A 15,994-nucleotide genomic window follows, 5' to 3' on the forward strand; every position below is an offset into this window, starting at 1 on the left:
TTATGTGTTGGTATAATTAATTCTGCGTGGACACAGCAATATGAGTTTCGTGGTGTATGGATCGCTACTGTAATGAATATAGACTGGCCGCCGCAAAATGCCAGTGTGGAAGCTCAAAAAGCAGACTATATAAGGCAACTGGATATGCATCAGCGCAATGGGATGAATGCGGTGGTGGTGCAAGTACGCCCTGCAGGAGATGCTTTTACCCTTCTCCGTACGAGCCCTGGAGCCAGTGGCTAACCGGTACGCAGGGAAAAGCGCCTGTGCCATTTTATGACCCTATGGCTTTTATGATACAGGAGGCACATAAGAGAGGTATGGAGTTTCATGCCTGGCTGAATCCTTATCGGGCAGAATTTACAGTTGGAAGATCGTCCATTGCCCCCGATCATATTATGCGCAAACATCCCGATTGGTTTGTGACGTACGGAACAACCAAATATTTCAATCCGGCCAATATACAGGTACAAAATTTTGTAATAGATGTAATTAGAGATATTGTGCGGCGCTATGACGTAGATGCCATTCACATGGATGACTATTTTTATCCTTACCCGGTAGGAGGCAAGCCTTTTCCCGATGATTATGCATATCAGCGCTCCGGTACTACACTGAGCAAAAATGACTGGCGTAGAAGCAATGTAGACTCTATCATTAAAAACATCAATATTGCTATAAAAGCTACCAAGCCTTATGTAAAGTTTGGGATAAGCCCTTTTAGCGTATGGCGCAATTTGTCGGATGACTCACAGGGCAGCGATAGTAAGGGCGGCTTGACCAACTATGATCATTTATATGCCGACATCCTTCTATGGTTGCGTAAGGGCTGGGTAGACTATGTAACACCTCAGTTGTATCGCGAAATTAATGATCGGCTTATACCGTATGAGAAAATGGTGAACTGGTGGGCAGCCCACAGTTTTGGCCGGCACGTATATATAGGCCATGGTATTTACAGGGCCACCGAAGCGAATACCACTGCGGCATGGAGAAATCCTAACCAGTTGCCCGACCAGATAAAAATAGCCCGCTATACCCCGGTATTGAAGGCAGTGTTTTTTATAGCAGTAAGATATTTAAAAATAATCCGCTGGGGTGGAATGATTCACTCAGGAATAATTATTATCGCGTACCGGCTAAAGTGCCGGTAATGCCCTGGCTACCACCACGACCAAAATGGGAATAACAAATATCAACATTCTTAGTGAAGTAAATGAACCTCGCAACAGGAGGAAGCAGATGATCTTTCTGTTAAACAAGAAAATGTGCTTAAACTAATTTGGCACCCTTAACCCGGGAATCTATATTCGTGAAAAATTAAACCTTTTGAAATGAGAAACCTGGCCTATCCTTTACAATTTACTTTTAAAGTTACCACCATTGCCAACGATTTCCAGGCTATAGATGCCCATGGAAATACCATAGCTTATGTGCGGGAAAAGATCTTTAAGCTAAAAGATAATGTAGATGTGTATTCAGATGATACCAAATCGCAGAGATTGTTTAATATAAAAGCGAATCAGTGGATAGATTGGAGCACCAGCTATAAAATGACCACCGACGACGGACAACCTTTAGGTCGTATCGGCCGAAAAGGATGGCGCAGCATGTGGAAAGCGACCTATGAAATTTTCGATGGCCAGGATCAAAAAGAGTTTCATGTATCAGAAGATAATGCCTGGGTAAAAGTGGCAGATGGATTTCTAAGCGAAATTCCACTCTTAGGATTATTTTCCGGGTACTTTTTTAACCCTGGTTATTCGGTTTATGATAATCATGGTACTAAAGTAGCGCAGATCAAAAAGCAAAAATCTTTCTGGGGCCGCCGCTTTAATGTGGATCAGCTCATGCCCATGAACCCGGCCCAGGAAGAACGCGTTGCATTGGGATTAATGATGATGATCCTTTTGGAAAGAAGAAGGGGCTAAAAGATTCAAAGTTGAAGGTTCAATATTTATACCTGTTTACTAATCAACCAGTTAACAAGTCAACCAATTAACTAATTAACATTCCTCACCCCATCAGCTCCTTCATCAGTTTATCAAAATCAGCTTTTAATGTGGCCAGATCTTGCTCTACTGCACTCAACCGTTCCTCAAGATTCGTTTGTGTAGGAGAAGATGCCGCGGGTGCGCTCTCAGTTGTATAAATATCCAGGATGTTGACCTCGCCAAATAAGTGCATGTAGCGGGCTTCTTTCTGGCCCGGTTGCCGCTCCAGTTGCTTCATATAGGGTTGGTCACCCGATGATAATTTTTCAATTACTGTTTGAACCTCGGCCAGGTCGTCAAATTCGTATAATCTGCCCGAGCTACTGTTGATCTCACCCGGTGTAAGAGGACCTCTTAAAAATAATAAACAAAGTACAGCCAATTCATCCGGCGTAAACTCATAATTCAACGCAATAGTATGGCGGTATTTAATCACACGACTGCCACCTCCGGTTACCGTAGCAGCCAGTCCTTTACGTTTCAGGCGGTCCAGTATCAAGGTTACGATCTGCTCATCATAATTCACCACCGGGTTGCGGGATGTTTTTTGGTTGCATGCGGCGGTAAGCCCGTTTAAGGTCATGGGGTAGTACTCCGGCGTTGTTTTGGATTTTTCCATCAAAGCGCCTAATACACGCAACTCTTCACTGTCTAAAACCGGTAAAGGCTTTGGTTGGGTCAGTTCTGTACTCATAGCCGTAAAAATACATTATTGGTGATAAACATCAGGGTTTACTATGGTGGGTAATGGTTCGTTTTTTAATCCTGCAATAACATTCTTCGCTGCCATTACAGCCATGCCATTACGGGCTTCTTGTGTAGCTGAGCCTATATGGGGTAATATGCATACATTGGGCATAGTGAGTAGCGGATTGTCCTTATCCATTGGCTCGGGATTGGTCACATCCAAACCAGCGCCCCAAATAGTACCTGCATCAAGCGCTTCCTTCAGGTCCGTTTCATTATGCAGTCCGCCACGCCCGGTGTTGATGAATATGGCATTGGACTTCATTTTACTGAACGCCTGTTTATTAAAAATACCCTTGGTTGTATCCGATAAATTGGCGTGCAGTGTCAATACATCACTTTGGGTCAGTAGCTCTTCAAAGCTTACGTAGGTCGCATCCAGCTCCTGTTCCGCTTTTGCATTAGGTTTGCGGTTATGGTAAATGATGTTCATGCCAAACGCTGCTTTACATTTTATGGCCATTTCATAACCAATATTGCCCAGTCCAAACACACCCAGTGTTTTGCCATACAGTTCCTGCCCTAAATGGGCTACAGGCTCAAAGCCCTGCCATTTCCCGTCCAGTATTTTTTGTAATTGAAGAATGCTTTGCGGCTCACAGCCAGCATCAACAGGAAAGCAATATCGGCAGTAGCCCGGCTCAATACATCCGGTGTATTGCCCACAGGAATTTTTAAACGGGTAGCCGCTGCAATGTCCACACTATCATATCCAACAGAAAATAACGAAACGACTTTCAGGTGTTTACAGGTTTCCAGGAAATGTGCATCAACCTTATTGAAGCCAGCGCTTACCAATGCGTCATGTTGCAGGCATTGGGCAATCAGCTCCTGCTGGGGAAGAGGTTGAGTTTCGTCGTGTATGGTCACTTCATTTCCTGCTTTTTTATTAATTGAATACAATTTCGGGGATCTGCCTGGTGATAAATACTTTCATGTTGTAATATTTTAGATGGCCACTAATGCACGAATTATATGTCGGGATGTAATGTTACTTATAATAGCTGATATCGTCTTTAATTCATTCATACCCGGTATGCGCTTCAATAATAAGGAAAAAACTGTACCTTTGCCATCTGCAAATTATTATCTGTAGCATGTAATACCATTTCTTTTTTGATTTAGACAGGCCATTGGCGTTAAGAGCGCTGATCCATTTTTAATTTCTAAAAGAAAGAGACATGCTGATACTTCAGAGCATTTCCTATTTACATCCCAATAAAGATCCCCTTTTTAATCATCTCCATTTTTCTCTTCAGAAAGGTGAGAAAGTTGCATTAATTGGCAATAATGGAACGGGTAAATCTACCTTGTTAAAAATTATTGCCGGGCAGTTAATACCCGCTTCCGGTGAAATCAAATCAGATGCGGATCCTTACTATATACCACAGGTATTCGGCCAGTACAATCACCTCACTATTGCACAGGCTTTGGGAGTGCATGAGAGACTGCAGGCTTTGCAGCAAATTCTGCAGGGCAACGTATCCGAAGCCAATATGGATATTTTAAACGAAGACTGGACGATAGAAGAGCGCTGCAATGAAGCCTTAGAACAATGGGGGCTTAGCGGTTTTAATATGAACCAGGTCATGCATACTTTAAGTGGCGGCCAGAAAATGAAAGTCTTCCTGGCTGGAATCCATATTCATCAACCCGAATTAGTGTTAATGGATGAGCCAGGCAATCACCTGGATCTGGCAGGACGAAATCAATTGTATGATTTTATCAGCCACACTTCAAAGACACTGATCATTGTAAGTCACGACAGGAAGCTATTGAACCTACTTAACACCATGCTGGAGCTAAGTGCCGAAGGCATAACAGTGTATGGAGGTAATTATGATTTTTATAAGGAGCAAAAGCAAATAGCCGACAATGCGTTTCAGGACCAGTTGCAGGGGAAAGAAAAGGCTTTGCGAAAGGCGAAGGAAAAAGAACGGGAGACGGTGGAACGTCAGCAGAAACTTGATGCCCGGGGTAAAGCTAAGCAGGAGAAAGCCGGCGTGGCCCGCATTATGATGAATACTTTGCGCAACCAGGCGGAGAACAGTACTTCTAAATTGAAATCGGCACATGCCGATAAAATCAGTGGTATATCGCAGGAGCTACAACGATTGAGGTCGGCTGTGCCCGACCTGGACAAAATGAAGCTGGGCTTTGACGATTCTGATCTTCATAAAGGCAAGCTTTTATTTAAATCAGAAGGGCTCAATTTTAATTATGGCCCTGGCAATATCTGGAAAGAAAACCTGCCGCTCTCTATTGCGAGTGGTGAAAGAATTGCGTTAAAGGGATCCAACGGATCGGGAAAAACTACTTTGATCAATATTTTGCTGGGTAATTTGAAGGCTGGTGAGCATCCGGTTTATAGCGCCATTAATCATGCGGTCTATATAGACCAGGAGTATTCGCTGATCAATAACCAGCTGAAAGTATACGAGCAGGCGCAACTGTTTAATACGGGCTTACTACAGGAGCATGAAATTAAAATACGCCTGAACTGGTTCCTGTTTGGCAAAGATGACTGGGATAAACCTTGTGCTGCCTTAAGTGGCGGTGAGAGGATGCGCCTGTTGCTTTGTTGCTTAACTATTGCTGATCAATCACCCGACCTGATCGTATTGGATGAGCCCACTAATAACCTGGATATACAAAACATAGAAATGCTTACCCATGCCGTTAATCATTACAAAGGAACATTGATTGTTGTATCGCATGATGCGTATTTTTTGGAACAGGTTGGCGTTACAAAAGTTATAGAATTGAAATAGCCGGCAATATTCCTTTACCATTTACCGGCCCGATCCGTTATTCACCGACTTTTTTATGCCACGCACAGTACTTTGTATTGCCTACTACTACTGATGGCCAATATCTTTGTATCACATTAGTTAAGCAATGAATATTGAGAATACACAAAGCCAGATGCGAAAAGGAATACTAGAATTCTGTATTCTTTCGATCATTAAACGCGGAGAGGCTTATCCGAGTGATATTGCGGAGGAGATGAAGGGAGCAGGGTTGCATATTTTAGAAGGAACTTTATACCCCCTGTTAACCCGGCTGAAAAATTCGGAGATGGTGACTTACCGCTGGGAAGAGAGCTCAGGCGGGCCGCCCCGCAAATATTTTTCCCTAACTGAAAAGGGACATGATTTTTACCGGGAGCTTCAACAAACATGGGACGAACTTTCGGGAGCCGTAAATACTTTAACTCATACATCCGTATAACTACTACTACCAACAAACGATATAACATGAAACAGATAATCAACATAACATTAGGCGGCAGAAGCATTGCAATTGAAGATGCTGCTTATGCAAAAGTGCAGGCTTATACCGCCAGCCTTCGCGAGTATTTTAAAAACGAAGAGGGAAGGGATGAAATTGTGGCAGATATTGAAGCCCGTTTTGGAGAGCTGATGAATGATAAAATACGCAAAGGAGCAGGTCATATTACAGAAGCTGATGTTGAGGAAATGATCACTGCAATGGGGCGTCCTGAAGATTTTGATGCGGCTGCACAAGGAGCAGGCCAGGGGTATACACCTAATTTTACGGTGAATGAAAAGCGGAGGCTTTACCGCGATTCTAATAACAAAATATTAGGCGGTGTTTGTAGTGGGATCGCCAATTGGTTAAATATCGACCCTACAGTGGTAAGAGTGTTATTTGCCATTGTTTCTTTCGGAGGTTTTGGAGCAGGGATCCTTATATATATAGCATTGTGGATCTTCTTACCGGCCCGCAGCATCGATGCGTACAAGGGAAAAAGAATGTTCCGCGACCCGGATAACAAATGGTTTGGCGGGGTAGCGGGTGGTATGAGCGCTTATTTTAATATCAATCCTAATACCATTCGGGGCATATTAGCCCTGCCGTTAATCATCAGCATTTTAAAAGGGGTGAATGTATTTGGATGGAACAATGACTTTGACTTTTTCCCTAACCTCGTGTTCAGTGGTCTTACCGGTACTTTTATTTTCATCTATATTGTTTTGTGGATTGTTTTACCGGAGGCGTTGACTCCTTACCAGAAAATGGAAATGCGCGGACAAGATATAGATGTGAATACCATCAAACAAAATGTACAGAACACGATGGGCGATTTGGGGGAACGTATGAAGAACTGGGGTAAAGAGGTGCAGGACTCTGCAGAAAAATTTAGCAAACGGGCAGAAACATTTAGCCAGAGCAGGGGCAAGCAATTAGGCAGGGAATTTACCTATGTAGCACAAAAAGGCGGACGGGGTATAGGTTATGTAATTGCAATGATATTTAAAGCTATTTTCATAATTATTGGTGGTATTATCGCTGTTTCCCTGCTGGCCGTATTTCTTACATTCCTCTTTAGCGGGTTTGCATGGGCCCCGGTAAATAATTTTTATGGACCAGTGAAACACAACAAATGCTAGGCTGGGGTACGCTGATCCTTTTTATAGGTGCACCGATAGTAGGCCTGGTGGTTTGGTTAATAAGAAAAGTGATCACTGTACGTACACCGGGTAACTACTTAAACTGGACATTTGGCGGTTTGTGGGCAATTGGCTGGGTGTGCCTGATGTTTTTTCTCGCCAGCATGTCAACCGATTTTAAGAGATATGAATCGGTAGAGGAAGCTGCCGTAGTACAACAACCTTCCCAGGGTAAAATGATATTTAAAGTAAGCCAGCCCGAGTTAATGTATGAAGGCAATTTTGGCTGGATGAATGATAACGGTAATGAGTTGGATGGTTTTAATATCACTGCCGATACCTTAAAATTATCGACTGTTAATCTTGATTTTCAAAAAAGTGAAGACAGCCTGCCTGTATCATGTTACTATTGTAAAACAAGCGATGGGTAAATCAGATGAAGATGCTTTGGCAAGGGCTAAGAAAATTAAATACTCGGTAAGCTCTGCAGATAGCATATTGGATTTGCCTGCCGGGTTTGCAATAGATAAAAACAGCAAGTACCGTGCGCAAAATGTCTTGGTGCTGGTTCAGATACCCGTAGGCAAAAAATAAATATTGAAGGTTCGGTTTTTTCCAAGCTGAGCAATGTAAACATTGAGTTTAATAATGGCAGAAGAAGGGTAAGAAGCTCACGTTATGTTACCAATGGTTTAAGAAGATATCGGTCTAATACAGATTATACGATGCAAAGCGATGGCAGTTTGAAGAGTGATGATGATACGGATGTTGTTAAAAGCGGCGCTAAAACCGGCGATGATAATTACCGTTGGGATGGAAAGAGTGATTCTACAACAACAGATTCATCTAATGTTATTCCGCCCGCAGCGCCTGTGCCTCCACCACCTCCTGGTGCTGATACTGCTGAAGTATACCACTACAACCAAAGCCCGTCGCAAAGCAAAAGCAAAGAGGAGATGGCCAGAGAATTGGAACAGAAGCAAAAAGAGATTGATGCATTAAAAAAGAAATTGGCTGAATAATGAGTTTTTCAAAATGTAATAAGCTGGTTCAGTCACTCCTGTTATTGGGAATGTTCCTGGGAGTAGTAAGTGTCGCTCATGGACAGGAGAGCAGGTCTTCAGATCTATACAAGGCGCTAAAGCATAGAGACAGCCTCATTTTTGAAATAGGGTTTAACCAATGTAACCTGGCCCCATACGATACATTGATCAGCGATGACCTGGAATTTTATCACGACAAAGGTGGCCCTTCTTATGGCAAAGCTGCATTTATCGCAACTGTTCAAAAAATATATGTAGTGGAAGCTTTAAGCCGAAACGCGAATTGGTAGATAGCAGCCTTAGAGTATTCCCGATGTACAATAACGGCGTATTATATGGAGCTATACAGGAGGGTGTTCATCTTTTCTACATAAAAGAGTCCAATACCTGGAAGCCTACGGGGACCGCGGCATTCACGCATTTTTGGTTGATAGACAACGGACACTGGAAGTTAAAACGCGTTTTAAGTTATGATCATCATTAATGAAAAAGAGCCCATGGTTTAAACCATGGGCTCTTTTTCATTAGAATTTGTAAGCCAATCCTAAACCATTTTTGGTGGACTGCAGGGACATTTGTCCTCCACCATATTTTTCATTTTATTGTTGCCTATCACCCACATGGTGATACCTCCTCCAACAGAGAGCGCGCCGAATGCGATCCCCAGGGCGCCAGCCACTATTTTCCCGTCTCCATCGGTAAGATCACCATCATAATAATCTCCGCTGAAATTGTACCCGTTGTTTTGGTCATTACCATCAATGATCAATGCGGTTCCACCAATGATAAGCCCGGCTCCCACACTGGTTAATATAATGCCGCCTGTACGCATTTTTTTAAACTTGCGGTATTTCTCTTCATTATAATTAAAAGTAGCAGCGGTATTGTTGGTGAAGATGCTTTTACGTGAATCTTCCACATTCACCTTGGCAAATTCCCTTTGAAATGCGGCATTGACTGCGCTGTTGTCGGTTTGAGCCTGCGCAGTATAAAGGCATAGGCTTGCAATGGTTGCTGTTAGCAGCTGTTTTGTCTTCATATTGAATAGTGTTTAGTTGAATCACTAAAATAGCGACTATTGGCGTTATCAATTGTTAGGATATTGCTAATCTGCATTTGCGCATACGATTGTGCAGATTGATGAATCGCCTGGGGCATTAACTACTTTTGCTATTTGCATTTTCAATCATCCCGATTCGTCATATTATGTTTCGAAAAGTTTTTTATAAATTATCTTTTTTAAGTATCCTGTCTCTTGGTTTTAGTATACATGTTTTGGGGCAAACCAATAATGTGCCGGGTATTGCCACTGCTAAAACGGTCAATAGCACCACTGTAGAATTAAGGCTTAAGAATGACCGGCATATCCTTGTCGATTTTTATGGGGATCATATTTTCAGGTTGTTTGTCGACAGTTCTGCTAAACAGCTGCGTGCACCAGAGGCTAAACCGGAGGCACAGATCCTGGTAGATCAGCCCCGTAAACCTGTTGAAAAATTGTCGCTGACGGAGCAGGAGGGGCTTTCATAATATCAACGGGGGTTATTACTGTGAGGTTCGATAAAGCCTCTTCACAGTTTTCAGTAGTTAATAAAGAAGGGCAAACAGTTCTGCAATCCGTTGCGCCCGTCAGCTTTGATGATGCAAAAGCTACCCTAAAGCTAAAGGAAGGAGCCAATGAATATTTCTACGGCGGTGGCGTGCAGAATGGGCGCTTTTCTCATAAGGGTAGGGCTATTGCTATAGAAAATCAGAACAGCTGGACAGACGGAGGAGTGGCGTCGCCCAATCCTTTTTACTGGAGTACTAACGGGTACGGCGTAATGGGTTATACTTTTAAAAAGGGTAAGTATGATTTTGGTTTAAAGGAAAAAGGCGTAGTTACGCTGTATCATGAAACCAGCTATCTCGATTTGTTTTTCATGGTGAATGATGGAGCAGCTGCATTGCTGAATGATTTTTATCAACTGACGGGCAACCCGGTGCTGCTACCCAAATTTGCATTTTACCAGGGGCACCTGAATGCCTATAATCGCGACTACTGGAAGGAAGATACCACAGGTATTGTGTTTGAAGACGGAAAGAAGTATAAAGAAAGCCAGAAAGATAATGGAGGCATTAAAGAATCGCTAAATGGTGAATTAAAAAATAATTATCCATTTTCGGCCAGGGCTGTTATCGATCGATACAAGCAACAGGATATGCCTTTAGGCTGGATACTGCCCAACGATGGATACGGTGCGGGTTATGGCCAAGCTGGTACATTAGACAGCAATGTGTTGAATCTTAAAAAATTTGGAGACTATGCCCGTAAGAATGGAGTAGAAATAGGTTTGTGGACACAAAGCGATCTGCATCCGAAATCAGATGTTAGTGCGTTATTGCAACGGGATATCGTAAAAGAAGTAAAGGATGCCGGTGTACGGGTTTTGAAAACAGATGTTGCCTGGGTAGGAGCCGGCTATTCTTTTGGCTTAAATGGTGTGGCAGATGTAGCAAAGATTACTTCACAATACGGCAATAATGCCAGACCCTTTATTATATCACTCGATGGCTGGGCTGGCACACAACGATACGCAGGTATCTGGACGGGAGATCAAACCGGCGGACAATGGGAGTATATCCGTTTTCATATACCCACTTATATTGGTTCGGGGTTGGCTGGTAATCCTAATATCAGTTCAGATATGGATGGCATTTTTGGTGGTAAGAATGTTCCGGTAAATGTGCGCGATTTTCAATGGAAAACTTTTACACCCATGCAGCTGAATATGGACGGCTGGGGTTCAAATCCCAAATATCCCGAAGCGCTCGGCGAACCTGCTACATCCATCAACCGGAACTACTTAAAGCTTAAGTCAGCGTTAATGCCATACACCTATTCAATAGCAAAAGAAGCAGTGAATGGGTTGCCAATGATCAAAGCAATGTTTTTAGAAGAATCTAATGCTTATACGCTCGGTGCTGCTACCAAATACCAGTTTATGTATGGTCCTTATTTCCTCGTGGCGCCTGTATATAAAGATACCCGTGCAGACAAGTTGGGCAATGATATCAGGCATGGCATCTATCTGCCTAAAGGCCATTGGATCGATTATTTTACCGGTGAAAAATATGAGGGCGATCGCATTATTAACTACTTTAATGCGCCTTTATGGAAACTGCCTGTATTTGTAAAGCCAGGCGCTATTATACCCATGGCTAATGCCAATAATAATGTGCATGAGATCAACACAAAAATGAGAATGTACGAATTGTATCCGGCAGGCCAGTCGAAATTTACAGAATATGATGACGATGGAGTAACAGAAGCCTATCGGGCGGGTAAAGGCGTTACTACCGATATCAGCATGAGCACTACAAAGGATGTTGCCTCTGTTGTTATCAACCCCGCACAAGGAAATTTTGATGGATGGATGAAGGATAAAGAAACAGTGCTAAAGTTTAATGTATCCCAGCCTGCTAAAAAAGTAACAGCCAGGATCGGTAACAAAAAAGTTAAGATAAAACAAGTGCTCACCCGCACCGCGTTTGATACAGAATCGAATGTATATTATTACGAGGCAGCGCCTGATTTTAATCGTTTTGCCAGCCGGGGTAGTGATTTTGAAAAACAAAAGATCGCCAGGAATCCACAAGTGTGGGTAAAGCTGGGAACGACAGATATTGCCAAAAATAAAATAGAGCTATCCTTAAGTGGCTATGTGTTTAATATAGAAAACAGCTTCAAAAAAACAACCGGCCCTGTAAATAAGCTTACCGGCGTGGCTATCGCTGATACCAATGCTAAGGCCTTCAGTTTGCAACCTCACTGGACCAAAGCTGCTAATGCAGATTTTTATGAGATCAGGTTTAACGATATGCTATATTCTCATATCACGGATACTTCTTTCCTGTTAGACGAACTGCAACCCGAGTCCAACTATAGCCTTGAGGTGAGATCGGTAAATAAAGATGGTTACTCCGATTGGGTGGCTGTAACAGGTAAAACCAAAATGAATCCTTTACAATTTGCTATTAAAGGTATTGTTGGGCACAGCACAGCTTCATCGCAGGGAGGTGAGGGTATTAGTAAGTTGTTTGATTTTGATGAAGACAATAACTGGCATACTAAGTATGGAGAGAACGCGATACCCTTCGACCTGGTTATGGATCTGAAAAGTGTGAACCAGCTGGATAAGCTGCAGTACCTACCGCGTAGCAGTGGCTTTAACGGAGTGATCCTTAAAGGGAAGATCTATTATAGTATGGATAAAAAAGCATGGACAGAAGCGGGACCTATTGAATGGAAACGAAGCAACGAAGTAAAAGAATTTGTTTTCGGAGCAAAGCCAACGGCGAGATATATTAAACTACAGGTTACTGAAGGGGTGGGCAATTTTGGTTCCGGCCGAGAAATCTATGTATTCAAAGTGCCGGGTAGTGCTAGTTATATTCCGGGTGATATTAATAACGATGGAAAGATCGATCACAACGATCTTACTTCTTATACCAACTATACGGGTTTGCGTAAAGGTGATGGCGACTTTGAAGGATATATCAGCAGTGGCGATATTAATAAAAATGATTTAATTGATGCATTCGATATCTCTAATGTTACCACACAGTTGGATGGCGGTACAGCCCGGGACTCTGTTGCGAAGCTCAATGGTAAATTAATATTGATCGCTAATAAATCTACTTATAAGAAAGGGGAGCAGATAGAGATACAGGTGAAGGGGCAAAGCCTTAGCAGTGTAAATGCTTTGAGTTTTGCATTGCTTTATGATGCCGGTAAATATGAGTATGTAGGGGTTCAATCTGTTAACATGCAAGCCATGGAAAATCTCACTTACGACAGGTTACATACCAACGGCAGCAAAGTGTTGTATCCTACTTTTGTAAATGTGGGCAAGAAGGAGCTGCTTAATGGCACCAATGAATTGTTTATTATAAAATTAAAAGCCAGGCAGGATCTGAAATTTGATCTCAAAGCAATGGATGGTATTTTGGTAGGAAAAGACCTGGATACAGAGGATTTTTAATTTACTGTCTTAATGACAAAGGCGATATGCGTTTTTAATGCATATCGCCTTTTTATTGAATAGATAACACTTATTGCTTTACTGTAAAAGAATACTTGCCAGAGCCGGTTTCTACTATTATATAACCATCTTCCTGTCCGGCAACTTTTATAGTTTTTGATGAAGATATAGCCAACCCGCTTTCTGTTACCTTTTCGGCGTCCGTAGAGGGAATATAAATAGTCGCCCTGGTATTAGCCGGTATTTCTACCTCCATACTTATTTGAGTGCTATCTTTTTTCCAGGCATTACTTAGGGTGCCATAATACGTTTTTAGCGAAGCGCTGGCATGTGTGAATTTGCCACCGATATGTGGTTTTACCTGTATATGCTTATAGCCCACACCGTCTTCATAAGTATCAAGCCCCACCATTTTCCTGTACATCCAGTCTCCGATGGCACCATAAGCATAGTGATTGAAAGAGTTCATCGTAGGGGTCTGGAAGGAGCCATCCGGTTTAGTACCATCCCATCTTTCCCAAATGGTCGTGGCCCCCATCTTCACCGGGTAAAGCCAGGAGGGATAAGTATCCTGCATGAGTAGTGTATAAGCCAGGTCGTTATAGCCAAACCGGGTCAGTACATGACATAGATAAGGTGTGCCCAAAAAACCTGTTGTAAGATGGTTACGGTATCTTTTGATATTTTCTACCAGTCGCTCAGCTGCTTGCTTACGGCTGCCTTCGGGTAGCATGTCAAACTGAAGTGCCAGTACATAGGCTGTTTGCGTGCCTGATACTAACCTGCCGGTGGCTGTAACATATTCCTTATTGAATGCGGCCTTGATCCTTTTTAACAAATCAGTATAAGCAGCCACATCGTCATTATGACCCAACACCCTGGCGGTGTTAATCATCAATTGTGTAGAATGTGCATAAAAGCATTGGGCGATCAGGTGCTTATCTGTAACGGCGCTGCTGCCATCGTTGTCATCAAAAGGCCGGTAAAAAAGCCAGTCGCCAAAATGCCAGGTGGTATTCCATAGATCGTCTTTGGTAGTACGCCGTACACTTTCAACAAAGGCTTTCATGCTATTATATTGAGTGGCCAGGATGCGTTTATCGCCATAAGCGATATACATATCCCAGGGAACAATGGTGGCGGCATCGGCCCAGCCTGCGCTATTGCCATCCTTATTTAAAACGTTGGGGATTACATGTGGCACCAGTCCATCTACCTGGTCCGCTTCTACGTCGCGCATCCATTTGGCAAAGAAATTATTCACGTTCATGTTGAAGGAGGCTGTTCTTGCAAAAGCCTGCGCATCACCAGTCCAGCCAAGGCGCTCATCACGTTGCGGACAATCGGTAGGTACATCCAGGAAATTTCCTTTCTGTCCCCATTGAATATTGTGCTGTAGTTGGTTGATCAGTGAATCGGAGCTGTTAAAAACACCAGTGGGTTCCATATCAGAATACAAGGCATAGGCGGTAAAGTGCTCTGGTTTCAGCTCGCCTGGGTAACCTTCAACTTTTACATACCTGAATCCCTGCCAGGTAAAATAGGGATGAAAGGTTTCTTCGCCACCACCTTTTAATATATACTTGTTTTGAGCTTTAGCAGCGCGCAGGTTTTCCGTATAAAAATTCCCTTTTTTGTCCAGCACTTCTGCGTGTGATAGTAGGACAGAGTCTCCCGCATTCCCATTTACTTTCATTTCTACCCAACCAACAAGGTTTTGCCCGAAGTCGATTACTTTTTCACCGGCTGGTGTTATGATTATCTTCAGTGCTTTAAATGACTCCTGCTTTTTTACCGGTTCATTTACCGTGGTAATGATGTGGGTAAGCGGGTAATCTTTTACCTGTACCGATGCCCAGCTTTTATCGTCATAATTATTGGTATTCCAATTTAGTTTTTCCTTACGGGCGTCAATGGTTTCGCCATTGTAGATCTCGGAATAAGTAACAGCGCCTGTTTCAGATTTCCAGCTTCCGTCGGTAGCTATAATCTCTTTACTGCCATCTGCATATTCAATATTGATCTGCAATAGGAGGCCCAATGTTTTGCCATAAATATTGCCATTATTGTTCCATCCCAAAACACTCCGGTACCAGCCGTTGCCCAACATGGCGCCTATGGTGTTGGCCCCTTGTTGTACAAGAGGGGTTACGTCATAACACTGGTATTGCAGTCTTTTATTGTAGGAGGTCCAGCCAGGTGTTAACCAGGCATCGCCGATCCGTTGGCCATTCAGGTAGGCCTCATACATACCGTGCGAAGTAATATAGGCGGTCGCCGATTTAATTTTTTTGGCGCTGGAGAAGCTTTTCCTGAAAAGCTGCGATGGTCTAGTAGGTGCCTCAGTTATTCCGGATTCAATCCATTGTGCTTTCCAGTCGGAAACGGTCAGCAATCCCATCTGGAAAGCTGCAGGAGTACTCCAGGTGGAAGCTTTGCTATTCTGGTCCCATATTTTTACCTGCCAATTATATTTTTCATTGGCCAGTAAGGGGCTTCCTTTATAAGCTACATGAACGGAGGAGTCGGAATTCACCTTTCCCGAGTTCCACACGATATGCTTACCATTACTTACTTTGATCTCGTAAGCGTTTTGTAGCGTATTTCTTTGTTTGCTTTGTATTTGCCAGGTAAACCGGGGTTGCGAGGTAGTTATCCCTGAAGGATTTATTTCATTCTCAACCAGGAGTTGGTTTACAGAAACCTGTCCAAAGCAAAGGGTGCCAAGACTGATCAGGGCAGTGGCAAGCACGGCAGTTTTTTTCATCAGC

The 15,994-nt window shown here is 43.0% G+C and carries 16 protein-coding genes and 1 pseudogene; 12 read left to right on the forward strand and 5 right to left on the reverse strand.

Annotated features, from left to right (window positions below; translation table 11 throughout):
- Window positions 1-72 precede the first annotated feature (72 nt).
- Window positions 73-1,154: pseudogene (locus tag MKP07_RS11155) on the forward strand (glycoside hydrolase family 10 protein).
- 180 nt (window positions 1,155-1,334) lie between these two features.
- A complete protein-coding gene (locus MKP07_RS11160) occupies window positions 1,335-1,931 on the forward strand; it encodes an LURP-one-related/scramblase family protein (RefSeq protein ID WP_240847264.1) in 597 nt (198 codons plus the stop codon).
- Window positions 1,932-2,016: 85 nt separating this feature from the next.
- Here the strand turns inward: MKP07_RS11160 and MKP07_RS11165 are convergent, their stop codons facing one another.
- From MKP07_RS11165 to MKP07_RS11175, 3 genes are read right to left on the reverse strand one after another with little or no spacing between them, the layout of a single operon-like run.
- Window positions 2,017-2,688, reverse strand: coding sequence for a YceH family protein (locus MKP07_RS11165; RefSeq protein WP_240847265.1), 672 nt, complete (start codon window positions 2,686-2,688; stop codon window positions 2,017-2,019).
- Between the two features lie 15 nt (window positions 2,689-2,703).
- Window positions 2,704-3,387, reverse strand: a complete 684-nt coding sequence (locus tag MKP07_RS11170; protein ID WP_317235995.1) for an NAD(P)-dependent oxidoreductase — start codon at window positions 3,385-3,387, stop codon at window positions 2,704-2,706.
- Window positions 3,273-3,611 carry a Rossmann-fold NAD(P)-binding domain-containing protein gene (locus tag MKP07_RS11175; protein ID WP_240847266.1) on the reverse strand — a complete coding sequence of 113 codons (339 nt, stop codon included), beginning with the start codon at window positions 3,609-3,611 and terminating at the stop codon, window positions 3,273-3,275. The genes MKP07_RS11170 and MKP07_RS11175 overlap by 115 nt, the downstream gene beginning before the upstream one ends.
- Window positions 3,612-3,922: 311 nt before the next feature.
- Here MKP07_RS11175 and MKP07_RS11180 point away from each other — a divergent pair, with 311 nt between their 5' ends.
- The 8 genes from MKP07_RS11180 (at window position 3,923) to MKP07_RS11215 (ending at window position 8,683) form a co-directional block, all read left to right on the forward strand.
- The gene (locus MKP07_RS11180; protein WP_240847267.1) at window positions 3,923-5,512 is read left to right on the forward strand and encodes an ABC-F family ATP-binding cassette domain-containing protein; all 1,590 of its coding nucleotides are present in this window, start codon (window positions 3,923-3,925) and stop codon (window positions 5,510-5,512) included.
- 127 nt (window positions 5,513-5,639) lie between these two features.
- Complete coding sequence (locus MKP07_RS11185; RefSeq protein ID WP_240847268.1) at window positions 5,640-5,972, forward strand: PadR family transcriptional regulator; 333 nt, start codon at window positions 5,640-5,642, stop codon at window positions 5,970-5,972.
- A 26-nt stretch (window positions 5,973-5,998) separates the two neighbouring features.
- Window positions 5,999-7,156: a PspC domain-containing protein gene (locus MKP07_RS11190; protein WP_240847269.1), complete on the forward strand. Its 1,158-nt coding sequence runs from the start codon at window positions 5,999-6,001 to the stop codon at window positions 7,154-7,156.
- Window positions 7,150-7,587, forward strand: a complete 438-nt coding sequence (locus tag MKP07_RS11195) for a hypothetical protein (protein ID WP_240847270.1) — start codon at window positions 7,150-7,152, stop codon at window positions 7,585-7,587. The genes MKP07_RS11190 and MKP07_RS11195 overlap by 7 nt, the downstream gene beginning before the upstream one ends.
- Window positions 7,580-7,750, forward strand: a complete 171-nt coding sequence (locus MKP07_RS11200; protein ID WP_240847271.1) for a hypothetical protein — start codon at window positions 7,580-7,582, stop codon at window positions 7,748-7,750. The genes MKP07_RS11195 and MKP07_RS11200 overlap by 8 nt, the downstream gene beginning before the upstream one ends.
- A gap of 131 nt (window positions 7,751-7,881) precedes the next feature.
- Window positions 7,882-8,178, forward strand: coding sequence for a hypothetical protein (locus tag MKP07_RS11205; RefSeq protein WP_240847272.1), 297 nt, complete (start codon window positions 7,882-7,884; stop codon window positions 8,176-8,178).
- Complete coding sequence (locus tag MKP07_RS11210; protein WP_240847273.1) at window positions 8,178-8,489, forward strand: nuclear transport factor 2 family protein; 312 nt, start codon at window positions 8,178-8,180, stop codon at window positions 8,487-8,489. Before MKP07_RS11205 ends, MKP07_RS11210 begins: the two co-directional genes overlap by 1 nt.
- Window positions 8,490-8,512: 23 nt before the next feature.
- Complete coding sequence (locus tag MKP07_RS11215) at window positions 8,513-8,683, forward strand: hypothetical protein (RefSeq protein WP_240847274.1); 171 nt, start codon at window positions 8,513-8,515, stop codon at window positions 8,681-8,683.
- 60 nt (window positions 8,684-8,743) lie between these two features.
- Here MKP07_RS11215 and MKP07_RS11220 read toward each other — a convergent pair whose 3' ends face one another.
- Entirely contained in the window at window positions 8,744-9,238 is a 495-nt protein-coding gene (locus MKP07_RS11220) for a hypothetical protein (protein ID WP_240847275.1), read from the reverse strand.
- Window positions 9,239-9,474: 236 nt separating this feature from the next.
- On the opposite strand from MKP07_RS11220, the gene MKP07_RS11225 reads away from it, so the two are divergent.
- Both MKP07_RS11225 and MKP07_RS11230 read left to right on the forward strand, forming a co-directional pair.
- Complete coding sequence (locus MKP07_RS11225; RefSeq protein WP_240847276.1) at window positions 9,475-9,729, forward strand: hypothetical protein; 255 nt, start codon at window positions 9,475-9,477, stop codon at window positions 9,727-9,729.
- Window positions 9,730-9,749: 20 nt separating this feature from the next.
- Complete coding sequence (locus tag MKP07_RS11230; RefSeq protein WP_240847277.1) at window positions 9,750-13,223, forward strand: TIM-barrel domain-containing protein; 3,474 nt, start codon at window positions 9,750-9,752, stop codon at window positions 13,221-13,223.
- 70 nt (window positions 13,224-13,293) lie between these two features.
- Here the strand turns inward: MKP07_RS11230 and MKP07_RS11235 are convergent, their stop codons facing one another.
- The gene (locus MKP07_RS11235) at window positions 13,294-15,990 is read right to left on the reverse strand and encodes an alpha-L-rhamnosidase (protein ID WP_240847278.1); all 2,697 of its coding nucleotides are present in this window, start codon (window positions 15,988-15,990) and stop codon (window positions 13,294-13,296) included.
- Window positions 15,991-15,994 lie beyond the last annotated feature (4 nt).

This window comes from Paraniabella hibiscisoli (assembly GCF_022512515.1).
Classification (GTDB): domain Bacteria; phylum Bacteroidota; class Bacteroidia; order Chitinophagales; family Chitinophagaceae; genus Niabella; species Niabella hibiscisoli.